This is a genomic window from Rahnella selenatireducens, assembly GCF_046449555.1.
In the GTDB taxonomy this organism is placed as follows: Bacteria; Pseudomonadota; Gammaproteobacteria; order Enterobacterales; family Enterobacteriaceae; genus Rahnella; species Rahnella selenatireducens.
This window is the reverse complement of the sequence record NZ_JBKEZJ010000021.1, coordinates 22,906-46,889: the sequence shown is the minus strand read 5'-3', so window position 1 is coordinate 46,889 and position 23,984 is coordinate 22,906. Positions and strand designations below refer to the sequence as shown.

Genomic DNA, 23,984 nt, shown 5'->3' with positions numbered 1-23,984 from the left:
TCACGAACGAAAAAGTGCGGATAAGATAAAATTTCTGCGCAGGGAAGTAAAATACCGTATGCGGTCAATCGTCAAAATCGCGATAAATCGACTGTATTTCTTCCTGAAAGAAGCCTCTGTAAAGCAAATAACGCAGAACTTTCGATTTTTCTTTCCAGTCTTTCGGTAAATCTTCTCCAAACTTTCTGACGGCAATATCCCGCGCCAGTACACACCAGTCAACCTCCGTTTCCTCCAGTGCTGTCGATATGATTTCTTTATCGACACCTTTTTGCAGTAATTCCGAACGAATTCGTTGTGCTCCGTAGCCTTTGTTGCTGCGACCGGAAATATAGCGACTCGCAAATTTGGCATCATCAAGCCAGTGGTGCTGGTAGCAATAGTCGATAACTGCCTGTACATGTTCCTCCGGGATCTCTTCCGGCACAGGGCGTGGTTCCGGGCGCACTTTTACCGCATTATCTTCATCAAAGGCATTTTCTTCTGGCCGTTTACGTGAAGACCAGCGACTTTGCTTATTCTGGGGTTTTACAAAGGGGGCGGGCGGGATAAGCAGTTTACGGCGCAGTTCAGCTACACCGTGATCACGCTGAGACAGCAGACGCATCGCGCGGCTGATCAGTGTATTAATCTTTGCCGCATTCGCGTCTTTTTCCTGAGGCGCAAACAGTGTGGATTCACTGTTTTGTTCAACCTCTTCAAGAAGTCGTTTCAGATCGATGACATTTTGATTCGGTGCTTTTTCAGTGGACATCGGAGTCCCTCAGATATGCAAAATGCCAGCCTGAAGCCAGGCTGGCATTTTATCGACTGTTACGTCAGACAACCGCGAAATTAAAACTCTTCGCTGGTTTCCATGTTGTCGTCAGCGTCTTCAGCTGTCGTGGCAACGCTCAGTTCACCGGTACCGCTCAGCAACAGGTCGCGCAGTTTTTTATCCAGCTCAGCGGCTACTTTCGGGTTTTCTTTCAGGAAGTTGCAGGAGTTTGCTTTACCCTGACCAATCTTCTCACCGTTGTAGCTGTACCATGCGCCAGCTTTCTCGATCATCTTGTGCTTAACGCCAAGGTCGATCAGCTCGCCGTTAATGTTGATGCCTTCGCCGTACATGATCTGGAATTCAGCCTGTTTGAATGGTGCAGCAATTTTGTTCTTCACCACTTTCACGCGCGTTTCGCTACCGACAACCACATCGCCTTCTTTGATAGCACCGATACGACGGATATCCAGACGAACAGAAGCATAGAATTTCAGTGCGTTACCGCCGGTTGTGGTTTCCGGGTTACCGAACATCACACCGATTTTCATACGGATCTGGTTGATGAAGATCAGCAAGGTGTTGGCGTTTTTCAGGTTACCCGCAAGTTTACGCATTGCCTGGCTCATCATACGTGCCGCGAGGCCCATGTGAGAGTCGCCGATTTCGCCTTCGATTTCAGCTTTCGGTGTCAGAGCCGCGACGGAGTCAACGATGATAACGTCAACCGCACCTGAACGGGTCAGCGCATCACAAATTTCCAGCGCCTGCTCACCAGTATCCGGCTGAGAACACAGCAGGTTATCGATATCTACGCCCAATTTCTTAGCGTAGATAGGATCCAGTGCATGTTCCGCATCGATGAACGCACAGGTTTTGCCTTCACGTTGTGCAGCAGCGATAACCTGCAAGGTCAGCGTCGTTTTACCGGAAGATTCCGGTCCGTAGATTTCCACGATACGGCCCATTGGCAAACCGCCAGCGCCTAACGCGATATCCAAAGACAAAGAGCCGGTAGAGATCGTTTCCACGTCCATAGAGCGATCTTCACCCAGACGCATGATGGAGCCTTTACCGAATTGCTTTTCAATCTGGCCCAGTGCTGCAGCTAACGCCTTTTGCTTGTTCTCATCAATAGCCATTTTTACTCCTCGTCTGATACAGGGGAACATCCAACCTGCATCACTGAATATAATTTATGTACAGGTAATTGGCAGTAATTATACTGTATGCTCATACAGTATCAAGCCTAATTTTGCAGAAACTCAGATAACGCAGTTTGTAGCGAAAAAACAGCAGCTTGCAAACGCACTGCTTCACGATCGCCAGAAAATTGTTGTTTTGCCGTCAGTACACGCCCGTCTTTATCGGCGAAACCAAACCAGACGGTTCCCACGGGTTTTTCTTCAGAACCCCCGTCAGGCCCGGCAATACCGCTGACGGACACCGCAATATCTGCACCCGCCGCATGTAAAACACCCTGCGCCATTTCATGAACGACCTGCTCGCTTACCGCGCCATACTGTTCCAATGTCACCTCTGAAACACCCAGCAATTCATGCTTGGAGGCGTTGCTGTAGGTGACAAAACCGCGATCAAACCAGGCCGAGCTTCCGGCGATGTCCGTGATAGCCTTGGCAATTAAGCCGCCGGTACAAGATTCCGCGCAGGTGATCCACAATCCCTGAGATTTAAGCTCAGTGCCGATTTCTGCACTCAATTCACGTAAACGTTTTTCGTCCATATTCCATCCTGACGGTCAGCTGAATTCAACCTGATGTTAGCATTTCTCTTCCGCTGTGTGAGTCCTGTCGGTGCGTTTTGCGCGATGTATTCAGAATTGGAATAAAAGGCAAAAAGAAGAGCCACAATAAGCGGCCCTGAGTGATAAAGCAGAAAATCAGGTTCAGCGCGCCGCTTTTACCGCCTCCCCCAACTGCCAGACCGCCATCGCATAATGCACGCTGTGGTTGTAACGGGTGATGGTGTAGAAGTTTGGCAGCCCGTACCAGTACTGATAACTGGTGCCCATATCGAGCCGCAACAGGCTGGCTTCCTGATAACCGCCCAGAGAGCCCAGCGGGCTAAGACCCGCCGACGTCAGCGTATAAAGTGGATATTTTGTCTTGAAGCCGTTATCCAGCAACGGTGCCTGTCCGGCCGCTGGCACCGCAATCGGTGCGCCTTTCGTCCATCCGTGCGCCTTGAAGTAGTTGGCTACACTGCCGATAGCATCAATCGGATCCCACAGATTGGCATGGCCGTCGCCGTTAAAGTCCACGGCATAATCTTTATAAGAAGACGGCATGAACTGACCGTAACCCATCGCGCCCGCAAACGAACCGCGCAGGCTCAGCGGATCATCCCCTTCACGACGAGACATCAGCAGGAAGGTTTCCAGCTCGCCTGAGAAATAATCCGCACGGCGCGGATAGGCAAAGGATAAGGTCGCCAGCGCATCAATAATGCGGGTTTTACCCATTACGCGGCCCCAGCGGGTTTCAACGCCGATAATACCGACAATGATTTCCGGCGGAACCCCGTAAACCTGCTCCGCACGCTGCAACGCATCCTGATACTGATTCCAGAACACGACACCATTCTGGACGTTATCCGGCGTAATAAATTTGCTGCGATAGCGGTTCCATGCACCATTTGGCACAGTTGACGGCGGGCCGGACGGCGCCTGCTGATCCATCAGACGTAAAACAAAGCCCAGTCGTTTGGTTTGAGCAAGCACATCGTGCAACTGCTGTCGGTCGAAACCGTGTTCGCGAACCATTTTATCGACAAACTGATTCATGGCCGGATCGTAAGCAAAGTCTCCGGTTTGCACTGCGCCAGTGTGTTCGGGCTGTAACAGAAAGCCCCCGCTGGGAACCGAATTGCCGCTGGCATTTCTTCCGTCAGAGAAAGGATTGCGCGGGCCTTCAGGCTGAGCCGGAGGCTTATTACTGCTACAAGCAGAAAGTGTTAAAACCAGGGGAAGAATGACTGCCAGGAGGCGCATCGGATATCCGTAACCATGCAATAAAAGAGGTGGGGATATGGTAGAGCATTATCAGGGCCGAAAAAACTGAAAATCAACGTCTTTACAACGATGCACGAAGATCCTGATACCGGTTTAATTGCGGGGCATTACGCAACTTCAAAACGCATCGTGGTTTTTTACCTCTACTCACGTTAGGATCCGCTGTAAAGTCGTTGCCCCGGGCGGTACGAGCCAACAGGATGATTTAAAATTGAATGAAATCAAGAATAAAGGTAGTGATATGAGCGGGCTGGATGCTCACACCCCAATGATGCAGCAGTACCTGCGTCTCAAGGCGGAGAACCCGGAAGTTCTGCTGTTCTATCGTATGGGGGACTTCTACGAACTGTTTTATGACGACGCAAAACGTGCGTCTCAGCTGATGGATATTTCCCTGACCAAACGCGGTGCATCGGCAGGCGAACCCATTCCGATGGCTGGCGTGCCTTATCATGCCGTTGAAGGTTATCTGGCCAAGCTGGTACAACTGGGCGAATCTGTCGCCATCGCGGAACAGATTGGCGATCCGGCGCTGAGCAAAGGGCCGGTTGAACGCAAAGTCGTGCGTATCGTGACGCCCGGCACGGTCAGTGATGAAGCTCTACTGAGCGAGCGTCATGACAACCTGCTGGCGGCCATCTGGCAGGACGGACGTGGCTTTGGCTATGCGACGCTGGATATCAGCTCCGGTCGCTTTCGTGTCGCCCAGCCAGACGATCTGGAAACCATGGCCGCTGAATTACAGCGGACAAATCCTGCAGAACTCCTGTATCCGGAAAGTTTTGAAGCCATGCCGCTTATCGCTTCCCGCCGCGGCCTGCGCCGTCGTCCGATGTGGGAATTTGAGCTCGAAACCGCAAAGCAACAGCTGAACCTTCAGTTCGGCACCCGCGATCTAACCGGGTTTGGCGTGGAACAGGCCACTCAGGCTCTGCGCGCCGCCGGTTGCCTGCTGCAATATGTGAAAGATACCCAGCGCACCGCCCTGCCGCATATTCGTGGCGTGACCATGGAGCGCCTGCAGGATGGCATCATTATGGATGCGGCGACGCGCCGTAATCTGGAACTGACACAAAATCTGGCCGGTGGCGTGGAAAATACGCTGGCGGCAGTCCTGGATCAGGCCGTCACACCAATGGGCAGTCGTATGCTCAAACGTTGGATCCACATGCCAAGCCGTGACATCAAAATGCTGACCCATCGTCAGCAGGCAATCGGGGCATTACAGGATCTGACCGCAGACTTGCAGCCCGTGCTACGTCAGGTTGGCGATCTCGAACGTATTCTGGCGCGCCTTGCCCTGCGCAGCGCCCGGCCACGCGACCTTGCCCGCATGCGTCATGCATTACAGCAACTTCCGGAAATTCGTGGGATTTTACAGGATGCTGACGCCGCGCATGTCGCTACGCTGGTGGAGCAGACCGGTGAATTTACAGAATTGGTCGAACTGCTTGAACGTGCGGTTGTTGAAGCCCCGCCGGTTCTGGTGCGTGACGGCGGTGTGATTTCGCCAGGCTATAATGCTGAGCTGGACGAATGGCGCGCACTGGCTGATGGTGCAACAGACTATCTTGACCGCTTAGAAATTCGCGAACGCGAAAAGCTGGGGCTGGAAACACTGAAGGTCGGATTTAACGGTGTACATGGTTATTACATCGAAGTGAGCCGCCGTCAGAGCCATCTTGTTCCTATTCATTATGTCCGCCGTCAGACGCTAAAAAACGCCGAGCGTTACATCATTCCGGAACTGAAAGAGTATGAAGATAAGGTTCTGACGTCCAAAGGCAAAGCCCTGTCGCTGGAAAAAGCGTTGTACGAAGAGCTGTTTGATTTGCTGATGCCGCATCTGTCAGCTTTGCAGCAAAGCGCCAGCGCGCTGGCCGAGCTGGATGTTTTGAGTAATCTGGCAGAACGTGCCTACACGCTCAGTTACACCTGCCCGACGATGAGCGAGAAACCCGGAATCAACATTACCGGTGGCCGCCATCCGGTGGTGGAACAGGTACTGAAAGAACCGTTTATTTCCAACCCGCTTAACATGTCTCCGGTGCGCCGGATGCTGATCATCACCGGCCCGAATATGGGCGGTAAAAGTACCTATATGCGTCAGGCGGCACTGATTGTCCTGATGGCGCATATTGGCAGCTACGTTCCTACGGATGCCGCTGTTATCGGCCCCGTAGACCGGATATTCACCCGCGTCGGCGCGGCAGATGATCTGGCTTCTGGCCGTTCAACCTTCATGGTGGAAATGACCGAAACCGCGAACATCCTGCATAACGCCACGGAAAACAGCCTGGTGCTGATGGATGAAATCGGGCGCGGCACATCGACCTACGACGGTTTATCACTTGCGTGGGCGTGTGCCGAGAATCTGGCCAGCCGCATTAAGGCCATGACGCTGTTCGCAACCCATTATTTCGAGCTGACGACGTTGCCGGAAAAAATGGAAGGCACGGTCAACGTTCACCTTGATGCCATTGAACACGGCGACACGATTGCGTTTATGCACAGTGTGCAGGATGGCGCAGCAAGCAAAAGTTACGGTCTGGCCGTCGCAGCGCTGGCAGGTGTCCCACGTGATGTTATTAAACGTGCTCGCCAGAAACTGAAAGAACTGGAAACATTGTCCAACAACGCCGCCGCCAGCAAAGTAGATGGCCCGCAACTGACGCTGCTGGCAGAAGAAGTGTCGCCTGCGGTAGAAGCGCTGGAATCTCTGGACGCGGATTCTCTCTCTCCACGTCAGGCGCTGGAATGGATTTATCGTCTGAAAGACATGGTGTAAAACTGTGGCCGCTGGCGGCAGAAATGAAAAACGGTGGGGATTAACCCACCGTTTTTTTGATATCGAACTGTGTTTCCGACGAACAGTTTTCTTAACGAAAAGTTATTCGCGGAACAGTGCTTCGATGCTCAGCCCTTGCCCCTGCAGGATTTCACGCAGGCGACGCAGACCTTCTACCTGAATCTGACGAACACGTTCACGTGTCAGGCCAATCTCACGACCCACATCTTCCAGCGTCGCAGCTTCATAACCTAACAGGCCGAAACGACGCGCCAGAACTTCACGCTGTTTTGCATTCAACTCGAATAACCACTTCACGATACTCTGTTTCATATCGTCGTCTTGCGTGGTGTCTTCCGGGCCGTTGTCTTTTTCATCCGCCAGAATATCTAACAGCGCTTTCTCTGAGTCACCGCCCAACGGGGTGTCTACAGAGGTAATACGCTCATTCAGGCGCAACATACGGCTGACATCATGCACCGGTTTGTCGAGTTGCTCAGCAATCTCTTCGGCACTCGGTTCATGATCCAGTTTGTGTGCAAGTTCGCGTGCGGTACGCAGATAAACGTTCAGTTCTTTAACGATGTGAATAGGCAAACGAATTGTACGGGTTTGATTCATGATCGCCCGTTCAATCGTCTGACGGATCCACCATGTTGCATAGGTAGAGAAACGGAAGCCGCGCTCAGGGTCAAATTTTTCAACCGCACGGATCAGACCCAGGTTGCCTTCCTCGATCAAATCAAGCAGTGCCAGACCGCGATTACTGTAGCGGCGGGCAATTTTAACCACCAAACGCAGGTTACTTTCAATCATACGGCGGCGGGAAGGAACATCTCCCCGCAACGCGCGTCGTGCAAAATAAACTTCCTCTTCTGCGGTCAGCAGAGGGGAATAACCGATTTCACCGAGGTACAGTTGAGTGGCGTCCAGCACTCGTTGGCTTACAGCCTGCGACAACAATTCTTCTTCAGAATCGTTGTCGGCAGTCTCTTCGACTATTGCTTTCTCGTCAAAGGCTTCAGCGCTGTTCTCATCGAAATCTACATCATCATGTAACTCGTTAACTTTCAGCGTATTCTGACTCATAAGCTGCTCCTACCCGTGGTCCCGAGGGCAGAATCGATGCTCTGCCCGGATTTATCGCTGCGGAAGATAACGCAGCGGGTTTACGGATTTCCCCTTGTAACGAATTTCAAAATGCAATCTTACTGAACTGGTTCCGGTGCTACCCATCGTCGCTATTTTTTGTCCCGCCTGCACTTCTTGTTGTTCCCGGACCAGCATTGTATCGTTATGTGCGTAGGCGCTCAGGTAATCATCATTGTGTTTGATGATGATTAGATTACCGTAACCGCGGAGAGCATTACCGGCATAAACAACGCGCCCCGAGGCCGTTGCTACGACAGCTTGTCCACGCGAACCAGCGATATCGATCCCCTTATTTCCCCCTTCAGCAGCAGAGAAATTATCGATAATCTTCCCGTCAGTCGGCCATTTCCATGTGGAAACCGGACCGCCATTATTCGTTGAGGTGGCGACGGGAGCGCTGGCTACAGCAACAGGTGTTGTGGTGGTGACTGCACCTGATGTAGGCAACATCTTACCTACATTCTGTTTACCAGAAGATTCAGAATACGTGGTAGTTGGTTGAGATGCAACCACAGAACCTGTGAGCATTCCCCCAGTTGGAACTTTCGGAACACCGCTATTTGTAGCGTCTGTGACGGTCGTCGTACTGCTCGTGCTGGCGGCAGAGGAAACGTTATTTATCTGGACTGTCTGCCCCACTTCGAGGCTGTACGGAGCAGGGATATTATTGCGCGCAGCAAGGTCCCGGAAGTCATTGCCGGTGATCCACGCGATGTAGAATAAGGTGTCTCCGCGCTTCACCTGATAGGTGCTGCCGCTGTAACTTCCCTTAGGGATCGAGTTATAGCTGCGGTTGTACACAATGTGTCCACCAGGCCCCACGGCAGGCGCCATTTGTGGAGGGGAATTCAGAGTATTCTGACTGCTGCTGCCGCTGTTTCCGCCGCCATTAACGCTGCTGATCGGCGCGGATGTGTTGGAATTGTTCGAACATCCCGCCATCCAGGCACTGATAAATGTACACACTGCAATGCGGCTTAGTGTTTTTATTGGGCTTCCCGTGCTCATATTTTCCCCCGTTACGGCAATCTCAGAATATCTCTTTATCCGCGCACACCGCGCCAACTGGCGCTTTCGTGTCATCTGACACTGTACGCGCAGGCAACATGCCCGTTCGGGTTTTCTCCCGGAACAGACCGTGCCATAAAAAACTGTAGTGGATGCTATCAACATCGCCAGTACAGCACCATATAACAGTTGTATTTAAATTTTAAGGGGTTAGTCCTGAGCGCGTCGGGGTTCAGGCTAGTTCGCCTTTCACCAGCGGCACAAAACGGACAGCTTCGACCGTCTCCGCAACGAATTCATCACCCCGACGGAGGATGCGCTGAAGAGTCTGGTTTTCTTCGCCGACGGGCAGAACCATCACGCCGCCATCTTCGAGCTGTTGCAATAAATCTTGAGGTATTTCAGGGGGAGCGGCGGTGACAATAATCGCATCAAACGGACCGCGCGATGGCCAGCCCTGCCAGCCATCGCCGTGGCGCGTGGAGACGTTATGCAAATCGAGCTGCTTGAGACGCCTTTTGGCCTGCCACTGCAACCCTTTAATACGCTCAACCGAGAAAACATGTTCAACCAGATGCGCCAGAATAGCCGTCTGATAACCTGACCCGGTGCCGATTTCCAGCACGCGGGATGTCGGTTTCAGGCGAAGTAGTTCCGTCATTCTCGCCACGGTATAAGGCTGAGAAATGGTCTGGCCTGAGCCAATCGGCAACGCGGTATTTTCATAAGCTTTATGCTGAAACGCCTCATCCACAAAGCGCTCACGCGGTACGGACTCGATGGCATGCAGCAGTTTTTCATCATGAATACCCTGCAGGCGGAGTTGCTCCAGCAGGTTATACATCGGCTTATTCACCATTCGCGCTCACCCCGGCCTTTTCCAACCATGAGACCACGACATCCTGAGCCGCGTAGGCGGTCAAATCCACCTGCAATGGCGTCACGGAAACATAACCTTGCGCGACCGCCGCAAAATCGGTGTCAGGTGCGACGTCAAACTTATCGCCCGGCGGGCCAATCCAGTACAAGTCTTGCCCGCGCGGATCCTGCTGACAAAATACCTGCTCGGCAGGATGGCGGCTACCGCAACGCGTCACCCGGATCCCTTTGATCTCAGACAGAGGCAGATCCGGAACGTTAATATTCAGAATTTTGCCAGTACGAAGAGGTTCGCGCGTAAGCGCCCTGAGAAGCCGGCAGGTGATAATCGCTGCTGTGTCATAATGCTGATGACCGTCGAGTGAAACCGCCAGCGCAGGAAAGCCCAGATGACGCCCTTCCATGGCCGCCGCGACAGTGCCGGAATAAATCACATCGTCGCCCAGATTCGGGCCTGTATTGATGCCGGAAACGACAATATCCGGCTTCGGGCGCATCAGCGAATTGACGCCGAGATACACACAATCCGTCGGCGTACCGTTGATGACCGCGGTATCGCCGTTCGGATAGGACTGAATACGTAACGGACCGTCCAGCGTCAGCGCGTTTGAGGCGCCGCTGCGGTTACGGTCAGGGGCGACCAGCTTTACATCCGCAAATTCACGTAGCGCGCAGGCCAGTGCCTGAATGCCGGGAGCCAGTACGCCGTCGTCGTTACTCAGTAATATCCGCATTCATTTCATCCAGATGCATCAGTTCACGCACTACGCTGGTGGCATAACTGCCCGCCGGTAGCCAGAATTTAAGTTCCAGAGTGACGTCATCCCAGCGCTGCCACTTCATCTGCAACGGCTGGAGCATAATGGCGCGGCGCGCAGGTTCTACACGCTCGCGTTTCAGCAGTGAAAGTAAATCTTCCTGCCCGGTCAGACAAGCCAGCTCAAAGGCTTCCGCTTCTTCTGACGTGCCTAACGGTCCGTCACCTGGCAACGGCGCAGTTACCAGCAGTTCGCCGCTTTCCACACGCGGTTGCAGCGATTCAAACTCTTCCGGCTTCGCCACGAACCAGCTGCCGCGGCCACTGAGTTGTAACGCATCGCCCAGTATTGCCTGACGGGCAGTGCCTTCTGCCAGACGCTGACTGGCGACAATGTTAAACATCGCGCTGCGGCTGGCGGATAAATAGAAACTGCGTTTGGCGCGCTCTTTTGGACGGGCTTCATTGGTTGCCCAGCGTTTCGCCTGCACCAGATTATTGCCGCCACGACCAAAACGCTGCGTGCCGAAGTAGTTCGGTACGCCCTGCCCAACAATTTTCGCCAGACGTTCTTCGACATTATCGATATCATTTATCTGACGCAGAACGAGCGTAAATTCATTGCCTTTCAGGGTTCCGATGCGCATTTTTTTGCGATGGCGCGAAGCGCGGATCACTTCGCAGCCTTCGAGACTGAACTGGCTCAAATCAGGATCTGCCTTGCCGGGCAGATGCAGGCAAAACCACTGTTCTGTCACCGCGTGCCGGTCTTTTAAACCTGCGTAGCTGACGTCGCGCGGATGCACTTTGGCAAAACGCGCCAGCTGCTCGGCAACAAACTGGGTATTGCAGCCATTTTTGCGGATCCGCACTAACAGATGTTCACCTTCGCCATCCGGTTCAAACCCCAAATCCTCTTCGACGATAAAGTCTTCCGGATTGGCTTTCAGCAGGCCGGTGGCGGTGGGTTCACCCAGCAACCAGGTGAGACGCGACATATCTATCATGCGGTAATCTTCCACACCATCATTCCTTAATCAGCAGTGCAACGGCTTCGCAGGCGATACCTTCGCCGCGGCCGGTGAAGCCCAGCTGTTCCGTTGTGGTCGCCTTGACGTTGACGTCGTCCATATGGCACTGCAAATCTTCGGCCAGGAATACGCGCATTTGCGGGATATGCGGTGCCATTTTCGGTGCCTGAGCGATAATCGTGATATCGAGATTGCCCAGCTTGTAGCCTTTTGCACGAATGCGACGATAGGCTTCGCGCAGCAGTTCCCGGCTGTCTGCACCTTTGTATGCAGGGTCGGTGTCCGGGAAAAGTTTGCCGATATCACCGAGCGCCGCCGCACCCAGCAGTGCGTCAGTGGCTGCATGCAGCGCAACGTCGCCGTCGGAGTGCGCCAGTAACCCCTGCGGATAAGGAATACGCACACCACCGATCACCAGCGGGCCTTCGCCGCCAAACTTATGTACATCAAAACCGTGACCGATACGCATTATGCGTTCTCCTCCTGATACAAGCGGGTTAAGTAGAATTCAGCCAGCGCCAGATCTTCTGGTCTGGTGACTTTAATATTATCGGCCCTCGCCGGGATCAGCATAGGATGAAAACCACAATATTCCATTGCGGAAGCTTCATCAGTGACCACAGCGCCTTCATTGAGTGCGCGACGCAGGCAGGTTTTCAATAATTCGAGAGGGAAGAATTGCGGCGTGAGCGCATGCCAGAGTTCCTGACGATCTACCGTATGGGCGATCGCATGCGCACCGGGCTCACCGCGTTTCATGGTGTCACGAACCGGCGCGGCGAGGATCCCACCAATTTTACTGGTCGCAGAAATGGCCAGAAGTTTTGTCAGATCATCGGGATGCAGACAAGGACGCGCCGCATCATGCACCAACACCCAGCCATGATCGCCCGCGGCCTCAAGGCCTGCCATCACAGATTCGGCGCGCTCATTTCCGCCGGTAACCAGCTGGATCCGTGGATCACTGGCGACGGGCAACTGCCGAAACTGAGTGTCATGCGGGCTCAGCGCCACGATAACTTTTGTGACGTTGCTGCTGTGCAACAAGGCGCAGATCGAGTGTTCTATCAGAGTCTTACCACCGATAGTCAGATATTGCTTGGGACATTCTGCCTGCATACGGCTGCCGATTCCGGCAGCCGGTAACACGGCAATGACCTCTGGAAGGGAAACTGCAGTATGGCTCATGGCTATTGATTCGTGTTGCTTTGCGATACGGTGCTGCCCGGCGCACGTTTGTTGTCAGGCACCAGGCGATAGAAAGTCTCACCGGGCTTGATCATGCTCAGTTCGTTGCGTGCCCGTTCTTCGATCGCTTCCTGACCGCCGTTCAAATCGTCGATTTCTGCGAAAAGTTGATCATTACGTGACTTCAGTTTGCCGTTATTGACTTGTTGCACCTGAACGTCATCGTTTACACGAACATAGTCGTGAATACCATTCTTGCCCAGCCACAGCGAATACTGTAACCAGCCAAGTAAAATCAGTAAAAGCAGTGTTAGTTTGCCCATCCCCGCCCCCTAAAAAAGCCGGACAATCATCCCACAACTTTCCCTCTGACTCCACTGTGGCAGGGTAAATGCCTGCGAGAATCAGACTTACGCACTCAATTATGGGTGAGAATGACACAATGGGTTACATCGTGAAGGAGAATTGCAGGGAAAACCGCCGGAAAAACGCAGAGCCACCGGACGACATCCCCGAAAAAAACGAACCAGAAAAGAGTCAACCTGACTCACCAGCCCGATAGAAATGAGAAGACCGTCCAGAACATGCTGATGACGCAGATTGCGCTGGTCACCGACGTTTTAAACCAGCCGCCGCGAAAGAACATGCTGAGCGCAATGCCAATCAGAACGGATACAGGCATGAGCGCCAGAAAGAAAGGCCAGGTGTAGAGCAGGAAAAACAGGGTGTTGGATCCGTAGACCAGAAAAGGGATCGCAAAGGCCAGCCAGTAAAAGACGAAGCCAATGAACCCGCCCTGCATAGAGTAGGACGGCTCGTCGTTGTCTGAACTGTCCGTGACCTGCGCCAGCCTCTGATAGCGGGTATTTTCGACCCGGATTCGGCTGACAAGTCTGCTGAGTAAAGCTTGCATAGATGATCCCTGTATTCAGTGTAAACCGGCACGCTCTCTGGCGTTTGGCCGGCAAACATTCAGGGATTGATAATAGCGCGCTGACGCATCACATCTAATAATTGGGGAACCAAATGTGTTACCAATTGTTCACCATTAAGATGCACATCCGGCGCTTCCGGCGGCTGATATTCAGAGTCAATTCCAGTGAAATTCTTGAGTTCACCCGCGCGCGCTTTCTTGTATAAACCTTTAGGATCACGCGCCTCGCAAATAGCCAGCGGCGTATCAACGAACACTTCGATGAACTGACCTTCTCCGAGCAAATTACGCACCATGTCCCGTTCAGCGCGATGAGGAGAAATGAAGGCGGTCAGCACGACCAAACCGGCATCCACCATCAGTTTCGCCACTTCACCGACGCGACGGATGTTTTCGCGACGGTTGTCATCCGTAAATCCTAAATCACGGCAAAGCCCGTGACGGACGTTATCACCGTCAAGCAGATACGTGCTGATACCCTGCGCATGCAGCGCCTGCTCAAGCCCACCCGCCACCGTGGATTTTCCCGAGCCTGAAAGCCCGGTAAACCACAGAACTGCGCCGCGATGGTCATGTTGTTTCTCGCGATCCGCGCGCGTCACCGCGTGCGGATGCCAGACAACATTGTCGTCTTTTAAGAAAGAGCCGTCCTGCAACGCCATCTTATTTGCCCCCCAGCAAATCGCGCGCGCCCCAGTGCGGGAAGTGACGGCGAACCAGGCTGTTGAGTTCCAGCTCAAACGCACTGTATTTATCGGATTCCTGATAAACCTCTTCCAGCGCCTCGCGAACCAGACCCGCGCCCACAGTCACGTTCGTCAGGCGATCGATAAAGATCATCCCGCCGGTCACCGCGTTACTCTGGTAATTATCCAGCACCAGCGGTTCGTCAAAGGTAAGTTCGACCAGGCCGATACCGTTGAGCGGCAGGTTTTCCACCACGCGCTGAGTCAGTGAGTTGATCTCGACCTGATACTCGATGTTTTCCACGCGCGCACGGGCTTTCTTGCCACCGACTTTGATGTCATAACTCTGGCCGACGCTCAGCGGTTGCTCCGCCATCCACACCACGTCCACTTTCGCATTCTGCACCGGTTTTACGGTTTCATCTGCGTCCACCAGCGTATCGCCGCGGCTGATATCACGTTCGTCGGCCAGCACCAGCGTGATCGCTTCGCCTGCCCAGGCTTCCTGCAAATCACCGTCAAAGGTCACGATGCGTGCCACGGTAGATTCCACACCTGACGGCAGAACTTTCACTTTCTGGCCGACGCGGACAGAACCGGACGCCAGAGTTCCGGCATAACCACGGAAATCGAGGTTTGGACGGTTCACATACTGCACCGGGAAACGCATCGGTTGCTGTTCACGGATGTTGATAATGTTGACCGTTTCCAGCACGTCGAGCAGCGTCGGGCCGGTATACCAGCCCATTTTCTCGCTTGGCGTCGCCACGTTATCGCCTTCCAGCGCGGAAAGCGGAACGAATTTGATGTCCAGATCGGTCGGCAGTTGCTGAGCGAAATCCAGATAATCCTGTTTAAACTGCTCGTACACAGACTCGCTGAAATCCACCAGATCCATTTTGTTCACCGCAACAACCAGATGGCGGATCCCCAGCAGAGTGGCGATAAAGCTGTGGCGACGGGTTTGATCCAGCACGCCTTTACGGGCGTCGATCAGCAGGATCGCCAGATCGCAGGTCGATGCACCGGTCGCCATATTACGGGTGTATTGTTCGTGTCCCGGCGTGTCCGCGATGATGAACTTACGCTTTTCAGTGGAGAAATAACGGTAAGCCACATCGATGGTAATACCCTGTTCGCGTTCCGCTTGCAGGCCATCAACCAGCAAAGCCAGATCCAGTTTTTCGCCCTGCGTGCCGTGACGTTTACTGTCATTGTGCAACGAGGACAGCTGGTCTTCGTAAATTTGACGGGTGTCGTGAAGCAGACGCCCGATCAGCGTACTTTTGCCGTCATCGACGCTGCCGCAGGTCAGGAAGCGCAGCAGGCTTTTGTGTTGCTGAGCGTGCAGGTAAGCTTCGACGCCGCCCTGTTCCGCGATTTGTTGTGCAATTGCGTTATTCATTAGCTGCGGCTCCTCAGAAATACCCTTGACGCTTTTTCAGTTCCATCGAACCGGCCTGATCGCGGTCGATCGCCCGTCCCTGACGCTCACTGGTCGTGGAAACCAACATCTCTTCGATGATTTCCGGCAGCGTTTGCGCTTCGGATTCCACGGCGCCGGTCAGCGGCCAGCAACCCAGCGTACGGAAGCGCACCATTTTCTTCTCAATCACTTCGCCCGGCTGGAGATCAATACGATCGTCATCCACCATCAGCAGCATGCCGTCTCGCTCGAGAACCGCACGCGGCGCGGCCAGATAGAGCGGAACGATTTCAATATTTTCCAGATAGATGTACTGCCAGATATCCAGCTCAGTCCAGTTGGAGAGCGGGAAAACGCGGATGCTTTCGCCTTTGTTAATCTGGCCGTTATAGTTGTGCCACAGCTCCGGACGCTGATTTTTTGGATCCCAGCGGTGGAAGCGGTCGCGGAACGAGTAAATACGCTCTTTGGCACGGGATTTTTCTTCGTCACGGCGCGCACCACCGAAAGCCGCATCAAAACCGTATTTGTTCAGCGCCTGTTTCAGCCCTTCGGTTTTCATGATGTCAGTGTGTTTGGCACTGCCGTGAACGAACGGGTTGATACCCATCGCCACGCCTTCCGGGTTTTTATGCACCAGCAGCTCGAAACCGTAGTTTTTCGCCGTGCGGTCACGGAATTCGTACATTTCGCGGAATTTCCAGCCAGTGTCCACATGCAACAGTGGGAACGGTAGCGTGCCCGGGAAGAAAGCTTTGCGAGCCAGATGCAGCATCACTGAGGAGTCTTTCCCAATGGAATACATCATCACCGGGTTGGCGAATTCAGCAGCCACTTCACGGATGATATGGATACTCTCCGCCTCCAGTTGCCGCAAATGAGTCAGTCGTTTTTCGTCCATAACAGATCCTTTAAGCCAAATTCACAACCGACGGACGTTGAGTCCCGTCAGTCTCAGGATGATGCCCAAACCACGCCAGTTGCTGATGAAGTGCCACCACTTCACCAATCACCAGCAGCGCCGGTGCAGGCGCCTGTTGAGCCAGATGTTCAAGATTATCAAGCGTGCCGGTCAGCACTTGCTGATCGGCTCGCGTTCCCCGTCCGATGACCGCGACAGATGTCGTTGCTGCCCGCCCGTGAGCAATCAGCTGCTGGCTGATTTCCGCCGCTTTGAGCGTGCCCATGTAAATCGCCAGCGTTTGTTTTCCTTTGGCGAGCGTTTCCCACTGCACGCCGTTATCGTCAGAGCGACAATGCCCCGTCACAAACATCACGCTCTGCGCGTAATCACGGTGCGTCAGCGGGATGCCTGCATACGCCGTTGCGCCCGCGGCAGCGGTAATGCCCGGAACGACCTGGAAAGGAATTCCGGCCGCTTTCACCGCCTGTAACTCTTCACCGCCACGTCCGAAGATGAACGGGTCACCGCCTTTCAGGCGCACGACTTTTTTCCCCTGCTGCGCCAGTTCGACCAGCAGACGGTTGGTTTCTTCCTGCGACACAGAGTGGCTGCCCGCCCGTTTGCCGACACAGATTCTGTCCGCGTCACGGCGGACTAAATCCAGCACGTCGTCGCTAACCAGGTAGTCATACAACACCACATCAGCCTGCTGCATGACCTGCAAAGCGCGTAAGGTGAGCAATCCTGCATCACCCGGCCCTGCGCCGACCAGCGTGACATTACCGTTTTTTGCGATGCCCTCCGCACTTTCTAACTGTTCCTGCAACGCTTGCTCCGCCTGTGCGAGTTTCCCCGCAGAAGCCAGGCTGGCGAAGCGCCCGGAAAACGCCTGTTCCCAAAAACGACGGCGTGAACGCATGGAACTGAACTGCGTTTTTACCCTTTCTCGCCAGCGCCCGGCGATATCCGCCATTTGCCCCAGACTGGTCGGCAGCAACGTTTCGAGTTTCTCACGCAACATTCTGGCCAGCACCGGCGCTTTGCCGCTGGAAGAAATCGCCACCACAATCGGCGAGCGGTCGACAATGGAAGGAAAGATAAAAGAACACTTGGGTTGGTCGTCGACCACGTTAGCCATAACGAAGCGCTGATTAGCCTGCGCAAACACCTCTGCGTTGAGTGCGGCGTCGTCGGTCGCTGCAATCACCAGAAACACATCATCAAGCTGCTCTGGCAGAAATGCCTGCGCCAGCCAGCTAACTTCGTTGGCGTGTTCACGTTGTTCCAGCTCGGGGGAAAGTGCCTGTGCAACTATCCGAACTTGTGCGCCCGCCCGCAGGAGAAGATCTATTTTGCGGGCAGCGACTTCGCCACCACCAACAACCAACACAGGGCGTTGTTTGAGGTCGGCAAATATTGGTAGATAGTCCACAAAGGCCTTTATTGATTGTCAGGATTAATCGTCAAACTATACGTGCAGGCAATAATTGATCTGAAATGACGAAAAGGAATGATTAGTTACTAAATGGAATATAGCCCGCCATCAGAGGCGCAGATTTTTTATAATCCTTCCAGCCTGAATATTTTTCATGACATCTCCTGCCGCTTACGAATGACAAAAAGAGCGGTTTGAGATAACGGGAAATTGTCTAATGGCGCGTACAATCGCATACTATATCGCCCACAAAGACCGCCACACGCGGCCTGTCAGGTGTAGTGCCCTTTCCGGTCATTTTGACCCGCAAACAAGGATTTTTGGCTATGTTTTCTTTTTTACGCATGAAGCGGACGCTGCTCGCCATCGGGCTGAGCGGCGTCTTAATGGGTCATGCGGTGGCTGCCTCGTCGCCACTTCCGGCGATGGGTGAGATCGCCAGTCAGCAAATTCGTCATATCGCGACCTATTTCCCCGGCCGCATGGCAGGCAGCCCGGCAGAACTTATCGCCGCAGATTACCTAAATCAGCAGTTCAGTAAATTAGGCTACAAGACCGACCTGCGCGGATTCGATACCCGCTATTTGTACACCAGCAACGACGGCAAAAAGAACTGGCAGAATATTCACGCCACCTCCGTCATTGCCGCGCGCACCGGCGACGTGCCGCAGCAGATTATTGTGATGGCGCACTTTGATACTTATGTGCCGCAAAGCGACAGCGATACCAACCATAATCTCGGTGGTCTGACGTTGCAGGGCGTGGATGATAACGCGTCAGGCGTCGGTGTAATGCTTGAGCTGGCCGAACGTATGCAGGCCATTCCCACGCATTACAGCCTGCGATTTGTGGCGCTGAGTGCCGAAGAAACCGGTGCGAAAGGGGCGGAAGATTTTGTGAAGCGCATGAGCGCCGAAGAGAAGAAAAATACGTTGCTGGTGATCAATCTGAATTCACTGATTACAGGCGACCGGCTGTATTTCAACAGCGGCGTGAATACGTCGGCGGCGGTGGCAAAACTAACCCGCGTCCGCGCCATAAAGATTGCGCACAGTCTGGGGATCCCGGCGGAAAGCCATGATAATACGCATTGCTGCGACGGCATCGGCGCGCTGGATGAAGCGCGATTACCGCTGCTGAACGTGACGGCCACGAATTATGCTTTAGGCAAGAAAGATGGCGAGCAACAACGCGCCATCAGCAGCCACTTCCCGCTGGGCACAACACGCTATCAGAGCCAGTTCGATAACCTGCAATATCTCGATACCGCGCTGCCGGGCCGCATTGAAAAACGCTCGCGGGATACCGTGAAAGTGTTGTTCCCGCTGCTCAGGGATCTGGCGAAACCGGCGAAACACGCCTGATTTAAATAAGAGTCGTAGAGACGCTAATAACAGGAATCCCTTAAATAATTCGGGTTGCAGGAAGGCGGCAAGTAAACGCATCTGCAACCCGAAGTATGACGGGGATTTATTCGTGCAGGCCGCACTCTCGTTTCAGTCCGAAAAAGCGCGTTTCTTCTTCCTTCATCCCTTCTTCCCACTTTTTCGTGGTGTGGGTATCGCCGACGGAAAGATAGCCCTGGTCCCAAAGCGGATGGTAGCTGAGACTATGTTCTTTCAGGTACTGGAAGACCTGACGGTTATCCCAGTCAATGATCGGCAGGATTTTAAACACACCACGCTGAACCGCCAGCACCGGCAGATGCGCACGGCTGCCGGACTGTTCGCGCCGCAGACCGGCGAACCAGGTCTGCACGCCGAGCGTTTGAATCGCACGATTCATCGGCTCAACTTTATTGATGTGGTTGTACTTCTCAATGCCTTCGACGCCCTGCTCCCAAAGTTTGCCGTAACGCGCTTCCTGCCAGGCAGGCGATTGTTCCGCGCGGAAGATCTGCAAATTCAGGCTAAGCTGTTCGGTTAACGAATCAATGAACTGATAGGTTTCCGGAAACAGATAACCGGTATCCGTGAGGATCACCGGAATGTCCGGTTTCTGCTGCGTCACCAGATGCAGGCTCACTGCCGCCTGAATACCAAAGCTGGAGGACAGCGCAAATTCACCGGGCATATTCTCCAGCGCCCACTGCACACGCTCCTGCGCAGACAGCTTTTCAAGGCTGACGTTAATTTCCGCCAGCGCCATGGCCTGTCCGGACTTCGGCATGTCGTTCAGTTCGGCCAGAGTCAGATTCAATGAACTCATGGTGCCTCCAGTCAGTCGTAACGGTTAATCGTAGAAATCACGGGCCGGATCAAGTACCGGTCGAATGATCCCCGCGCGGATCACGAAATCACCAAAACCTTCGCCGGTTTCGCGCTCTTTTGCCCAGCGCGCTACCAGTTCGTCGATGATCGTCAAAATCTCTGCGTCTGAAATATTTTCGCGATACATCCGCGGAATGCGCGTCCCGGCACGGTTACCGCCGAGATGCAGGTTGTAACGGTTAAGGGCTTTGCCCACCAGGCCAATTTCCGCCAACAGCGCGCGGCCACAGCCGTTCGGGCAGCCGGTCACGCGCAGAACGATGTGTTCATCACCCACGCCATGACCGTGCATGATGCCTTCCACTTTGGTCACAAACTCCGGCAGGAAACGTTCGGCTTCCGCCATCGCCAACGGACACGTCGGGTAAGACACGCAGGCCATTGAGTTTTTACGTTGCTCGGTCACGCCGTCGTCGATCAGGCCGTGATTGCGTGCCAGCGTTTCGATCGCGTCTTTGTCTTTTTCGGCGACACCGGCGACGATCAGGTTCTGGTTAGCAGTTAGCCTGAAATCGCCTTTGTGGATCTTAGCAATTTCTGCCAGACCGGTTTTCAGCGGCTTACCCGGATAATCCAAAATACGGCCATTTTCGATAAACAGGGTCAGGTGCCACTGTTTGTCGATGCCTTTCACCCAGCCGATACGATCGCCGCGGCCGGTGAATTCGTAAGGACGGATTTCAGCGAACTGAATTCCCGCACGCTTTTCCACTTCGGCTTTAAATACCGGCACCCCGACGCGTTCCAGCGTGTATTTCGTTTTAGCGTTTTTACGGTTGGTACGGTTACCCCAGTCCCGCTGCGTGGTCACCACGGCTTCGGCCACGGCTAGCGTTTTCTCCAGCGGGATAAAGCCCAGCTCGCTGGCGGTACGGGCATAAGTCGCTTTATCGCCGTGTGCGATAGAGAGACCGCCGCCGACCAGTACGTTAAAACCAATCAATTTGCCGTTATCCGCAATCGCCACGAAGTTAAGGTCGTTCGCATGAAGATCGACATCGTTCTGCGGCGGGATCACTACGGTGGTTTTGAATTTGCGTGGCAGATAAGTCGCGCCCAGAATCGGCTCTTCGTCAGTGGTTTCAACTTTTTCCTGATCCAGCCAGACTTCGGCGTAAGCACGGGTGCGCGGCAGCAGATGTTCGGAGAGCTTTTTCGCCCATTCATAGGCTTCGCGATGCAGCTCAGACTCCACCGGATTCGAAGTACACAACACGTTGCGGTTAACGTCGTTGGCGGTCGCCAGCGCATCCAGACCGAGTTTATTCAGCAACTGATGCACCGGTTTTACGTTCGGTTTCAGAATGCCGTGGAACTGGAATGTCTGACGGTTAGTAATGCGGATGCTGCCGTAGAGCGTGCTGTCTTCGGCAAATTTGTCGATGCCAAGCCATTGCGCAGGCGTCATCACTCCACCCGGCAGACGGCAACGCAGCATCATGGCGTGACGCGGCTCGAGCTTTTGCTCAGCACGTTCAGCACGAATATCGCGGTCGTCCTGCTGGTACATGCCGTGAAAACGGATCAACAGAAAATTGTCACCGTTGAAACCGCCGGTCAGGCCGTCTTTTAAATCATCGGCAATGGTTCCGCGCAGGAAATGACTTTCCTTTTTGAGGCGTTCGGCGTCGGCCAGAGGCGCATCGACAATCAGCGGACCGGGGCCGGGATTGAGTTCACTCCACAACTTTTTGCTCATTATTTTTTCACTCATAACTTTATGCCCAAAATCATTCGATTTGCAGGTAGGCGGCAAATGAAGGAATCCCGATGAGCTGACTCAAGTCAGTGATTCGGGTGACTGAAAGAAGCCAACACCCCTGCAATTTGAAGGATGCAGGGCATTAGTAGACGTCACGCTGATAGCGGCGATCCAGGCGTAATTCGCTGAGATATTCGTCGGCGGTTTCCAGATCCATCACGCCATATTCGGCAATGATCTCCAGCAACGCCTGCTCTACGTCTTTCGCCATACGGTTGGCGTCGCCACAAACATAGACATGCGCGCCTTCCTGCAACCATTGCCAGACTTCAGAGCCGCTCTCGCGCAGCTTGTCCTGTACGTAAACTTTTTCCGCCTGATCACGCGACCACGCCAGGCTGATGTGGGTCAGCAGGCCGTCTTTCACGTATCGCTGCCATTCCACCTGATAAAGGAAATCGTCGGTGAAGTGCGGATTGCCGAAGAACAGCCAGTTTTTGCCGCTAGCCCCGTCGTTATCACGCTGCTGGATGAACGCGCGGAACGGCGCAATCCCGGTGCCCGGCCCGATCATAATGACCGGCGTTTCAGGGTTAGCCGGCAGACGGAAGTTATCGTTATGCTCGATGAAGACTTTCACTTCGCCGTCTTCTTCCAAGCGGTCGGCCAGATAACCTGACGCGCCACCGGAACGCGGGCGGCCATCAATGTCATAACGCACAACGCCGACGGTGATATGCACTTCGGATTCGGTTTCGGCCTGCGACGAGGCAATCGAATACAGGCGCGGCGTCAGCGGACGCAGTAAATCCACCAGTTGCTGCGCGTCGAGTTCAGTCGGTGCGCGGCGCACCATGTCCACGAACGGCACGGTTTGCGCGTATTGTTGAAGCGCAGGTTTGTCGGCCAGCAATCCAGTCAGATGTTCGTCGCGACAAAGCGCGGCGTATTTCTCAATGATTGGCGTGGTGTTTTGCGTCAGCTCGATATAATGCTGAAGGGCTTCTGACAGCGGCAGTGATTTGCCATTGATGTCGACCGTCTCATCGCCTTTCAGCCACAGCAGTTCCACGACTTCCTGCACCAGCTGCGGATCGTTTTCAAACCAGATCCCCAGCGCATCGCCCGGCTGGTAACGCAGGCCGGAATCACCGAGATCGATTTCCAGATGACGCACATCTTTATCCGAGTCGCGGCCAGTGATTTTCTGGTTCACCGCCAGCGTCGCCGTTAGCGGTGCTTCTTTCGTATACGGGCTGCTGTCGATCTGATTCACACTGCCCGCCAGCGTCGGCGCGGCTTGCGCGGAAGTGTCAGCTGGCACGCGTTGTTTCAGCACGTCAACAATGCGCTTGCGCCATTCGGCTGCAGCCTCTTTATATTCAACGTCCGCATCCACGCGGTCTGTCAGACGCTCCGCGCCCAGTTCGCCCAGACGTTTATCGAAGTCTTTACCGGCCTGGCAAAAGAACTCATAAGAGGTATCGCCAAGCGCGAACACCGCAAAGGCCGTGTCCGTCAATTTCGGGGCTTTTTTGGATTGCAGGAATTTATGCAACGCGACGGCTTCTTCCGCCTGCTCGCCTTCGCCCTGCGTCGATGCCACAATCAGCAGCAGTTTTTCCTGCGCGATTTGCTTGAATTTGTAATCACCGGCATTCACCAGATTCACATTCAGTTTTGCGGCAATCAGGTCATCACGTAACTGTTCGGCCACGCGGCGGGCATTGCCGGTTTGCGAGGCAGAAATCAGGGTAATCGAGGCGACTGCCTGCACCGGTGCAGGCGCGGCGACAGCACCCGGTTGCTGGTTAACCATCCCCCAGAAATAACCGGAAAGCCAGGCCATTTGAGTCGGTGAATAATCACTCGTTGCCGATTGAAGTCGTGCCAGTTGCTCGGGGGTCAGCGGGAGCAGTGAAATTGGAGGAGCCTGAGTCGTCATCGCAGTACGAATTCCCTTATGCATAAGCCAGTCATCAATCCGGCCTTCAGCGGCTTTCAGGGGATACCTTCGCGCGGAAAAGACCTTCAGA

Annotated in this window: 22 protein-coding genes; 2 read left to right on the top strand and 20 right to left on the bottom strand. The window is 54.0% G+C overall.

Features of this window, described 5'->3' with window-relative positions; all coding sequences use genetic code 11:
- Positions 1–64: 64 nt before the first annotated feature.
- From recX to mltB, 4 genes are all read right to left on the bottom strand, one after another.
- A complete protein-coding gene (gene recX, locus ACLBVC_RS22675; protein ID WP_410151514.1) occupies positions 65–631 on the bottom strand; it encodes a recombination regulator RecX in 567 nt (188 codons plus the stop codon).
- Positions 632–834: 203 nt separating this feature from the next.
- Positions 835–1,899 carry a recombinase RecA gene (gene recA, locus ACLBVC_RS22670; protein WP_152324006.1) on the bottom strand — a complete coding sequence of 355 codons (1,065 nt, stop codon included), beginning with the start codon at positions 1,897–1,899 and terminating at the stop codon, positions 835–837.
- Between the two features lie 107 nt (positions 1,900–2,006).
- Positions 2,007–2,501 (bottom strand): nicotinamide-nucleotide amidase, encoded by a 495-nt coding sequence (gene pncC, locus ACLBVC_RS22665; protein WP_410151507.1) that lies wholly within the window; start codon positions 2,499–2,501, stop codon positions 2,007–2,009.
- A 162-nt stretch (positions 2,502–2,663) separates the two neighbouring features.
- Positions 2,664–3,767, bottom strand: a complete 1,104-nt coding sequence (gene mltB, locus ACLBVC_RS22660) for a lytic murein transglycosylase B (RefSeq protein ID WP_410151506.1) — start codon at positions 3,765–3,767, stop codon at positions 2,664–2,666.
- Between the two features lie 262 nt (positions 3,768–4,029).
- Between mltB and mutS the strand changes: the two genes are divergently transcribed.
- Positions 4,030–6,576 (top strand): DNA mismatch repair protein MutS, encoded by a 2,547-nt coding sequence (gene mutS, locus ACLBVC_RS22655; RefSeq protein WP_410151505.1) that lies wholly within the window; start codon positions 4,030–4,032, stop codon positions 6,574–6,576.
- 102 nt (positions 6,577–6,678) lie between these two features.
- Here mutS and rpoS read toward each other — a convergent pair whose 3' ends face one another.
- The 13 genes from rpoS to cysG form a co-directional block, all read right to left on the bottom strand.
- Positions 6,679–7,665: an RNA polymerase sigma factor RpoS gene (rpoS, locus tag ACLBVC_RS22650; RefSeq protein WP_410151504.1), complete on the bottom strand. Its 987-nt coding sequence runs from the start codon at positions 7,663–7,665 to the stop codon at positions 6,679–6,681.
- Between the two features lie 51 nt (positions 7,666–7,716).
- Positions 7,717–8,736 carry a murein hydrolase activator NlpD gene (gene nlpD, locus ACLBVC_RS22645; protein WP_410151503.1) on the bottom strand — a complete coding sequence of 340 codons (1,020 nt, stop codon included), beginning with the start codon at positions 8,734–8,736 and terminating at the stop codon, positions 7,717–7,719.
- A gap of 232 nt (positions 8,737–8,968) precedes the next feature.
- Positions 8,969–9,595 carry a protein-L-isoaspartate(D-aspartate) O-methyltransferase gene (locus tag ACLBVC_RS22640; protein WP_410151502.1) on the bottom strand — a complete coding sequence of 209 codons (627 nt, stop codon included), beginning with the start codon at positions 9,593–9,595 and terminating at the stop codon, positions 8,969–8,971.
- Complete coding sequence (surE, locus tag ACLBVC_RS22635) at positions 9,585–10,349, bottom strand: 5'/3'-nucleotidase SurE (protein ID WP_410151501.1); 765 nt, start codon at positions 10,347–10,349, stop codon at positions 9,585–9,587. Before surE ends, ACLBVC_RS22640 begins: the two co-directional genes overlap by 11 nt.
- Positions 10,330–11,376 (bottom strand): tRNA pseudouridine(13) synthase TruD, encoded by a 1,047-nt coding sequence (gene truD / locus ACLBVC_RS22630; RefSeq protein WP_410151513.1) that lies wholly within the window; start codon positions 11,374–11,376, stop codon positions 10,330–10,332. The genes surE and truD overlap by 20 nt, the downstream gene beginning before the upstream one ends.
- Positions 11,377–11,398: 22 nt before the next feature.
- Positions 11,399–11,872: a 2-C-methyl-D-erythritol 2,4-cyclodiphosphate synthase gene (ispF, locus tag ACLBVC_RS22625; RefSeq protein WP_101078465.1), complete on the bottom strand. Its 474-nt coding sequence runs from the start codon at positions 11,870–11,872 to the stop codon at positions 11,399–11,401.
- Positions 11,872–12,591, bottom strand: a complete 720-nt coding sequence (ispD, locus tag ACLBVC_RS22620) for a 2-C-methyl-D-erythritol 4-phosphate cytidylyltransferase (protein WP_410151500.1) — start codon at positions 12,589–12,591, stop codon at positions 11,872–11,874. Before ispD ends, ispF begins: the two co-directional genes overlap by 1 nt.
- 2 nt (positions 12,592–12,593) lie before the next feature.
- On the bottom strand, positions 12,594–12,914 hold the full coding sequence (gene ftsB / locus ACLBVC_RS22615) for a cell division protein FtsB (RefSeq protein ID WP_410151499.1): 321 nt from the start codon (positions 12,912–12,914) through the stop codon (positions 12,594–12,596).
- 224 nt (positions 12,915–13,138) lie between these two features.
- The gene (locus ACLBVC_RS22610; RefSeq protein WP_410151498.1) at positions 13,139–13,504 is read right to left on the bottom strand and encodes a DUF3561 family protein; all 366 of its coding nucleotides are present in this window, start codon (positions 13,502–13,504) and stop codon (positions 13,139–13,141) included.
- A 59-nt stretch (positions 13,505–13,563) separates the two neighbouring features.
- Entirely contained in the window at positions 13,564–14,187 is a 624-nt protein-coding gene (gene cysC, locus ACLBVC_RS22605; protein WP_410151497.1) for an adenylyl-sulfate kinase, read from the bottom strand.
- A 1-nt stretch (position 14,188) separates the two neighbouring features.
- A complete protein-coding gene (gene cysN, locus ACLBVC_RS22600; RefSeq protein ID WP_410151496.1) occupies positions 14,189–15,616 on the bottom strand; it encodes a sulfate adenylyltransferase subunit CysN in 1,428 nt (475 codons plus the stop codon).
- Between the two features lie 13 nt (positions 15,617–15,629).
- Positions 15,630–16,538, bottom strand: coding sequence for a sulfate adenylyltransferase subunit CysD (gene cysD, locus ACLBVC_RS22595; protein ID WP_410151495.1), 909 nt, complete (start codon positions 16,536–16,538; stop codon positions 15,630–15,632).
- A 10-nt stretch (positions 16,539–16,548) separates the two neighbouring features.
- Positions 16,549–17,973, bottom strand: coding sequence for a siroheme synthase CysG (gene cysG / locus ACLBVC_RS22590; protein ID WP_410151494.1), 1,425 nt, complete (start codon positions 17,971–17,973; stop codon positions 16,549–16,551).
- A gap of 329 nt (positions 17,974–18,302) precedes the next feature.
- On the opposite strand from cysG, the gene ACLBVC_RS22585 reads away from it, so the two are divergent.
- Positions 18,303–19,340, top strand: coding sequence for an aminopeptidase (locus ACLBVC_RS22585; protein ID WP_410151493.1), 1,038 nt, complete (start codon positions 18,303–18,305; stop codon positions 19,338–19,340).
- Between the two features lie 106 nt (positions 19,341–19,446).
- Here ACLBVC_RS22585 and ACLBVC_RS22580 read toward each other — a convergent pair whose 3' ends face one another.
- From ACLBVC_RS22580 to cysJ, 3 genes are all read right to left on the bottom strand, one after another.
- A complete protein-coding gene (locus tag ACLBVC_RS22580; RefSeq protein WP_410151492.1) occupies positions 19,447–20,184 on the bottom strand; it encodes a phosphoadenylyl-sulfate reductase in 738 nt (245 codons plus the stop codon).
- Between the two features lie 24 nt (positions 20,185–20,208).
- Positions 20,209–21,945 (bottom strand): assimilatory sulfite reductase (NADPH) hemoprotein subunit, encoded by a 1,737-nt coding sequence (gene cysI, locus ACLBVC_RS22575; protein WP_410151491.1) that lies wholly within the window; start codon positions 21,943–21,945, stop codon positions 20,209–20,211.
- A 145-nt stretch (positions 21,946–22,090) separates the two neighbouring features.
- On the bottom strand, positions 22,091–23,893 hold the full coding sequence (gene cysJ / locus ACLBVC_RS22570) for an NADPH-dependent assimilatory sulfite reductase flavoprotein subunit (RefSeq protein ID WP_410151512.1): 1,803 nt from the start codon (positions 23,891–23,893) through the stop codon (positions 22,091–22,093).
- Positions 23,894–23,984: the final 91 nt, after the last annotated feature.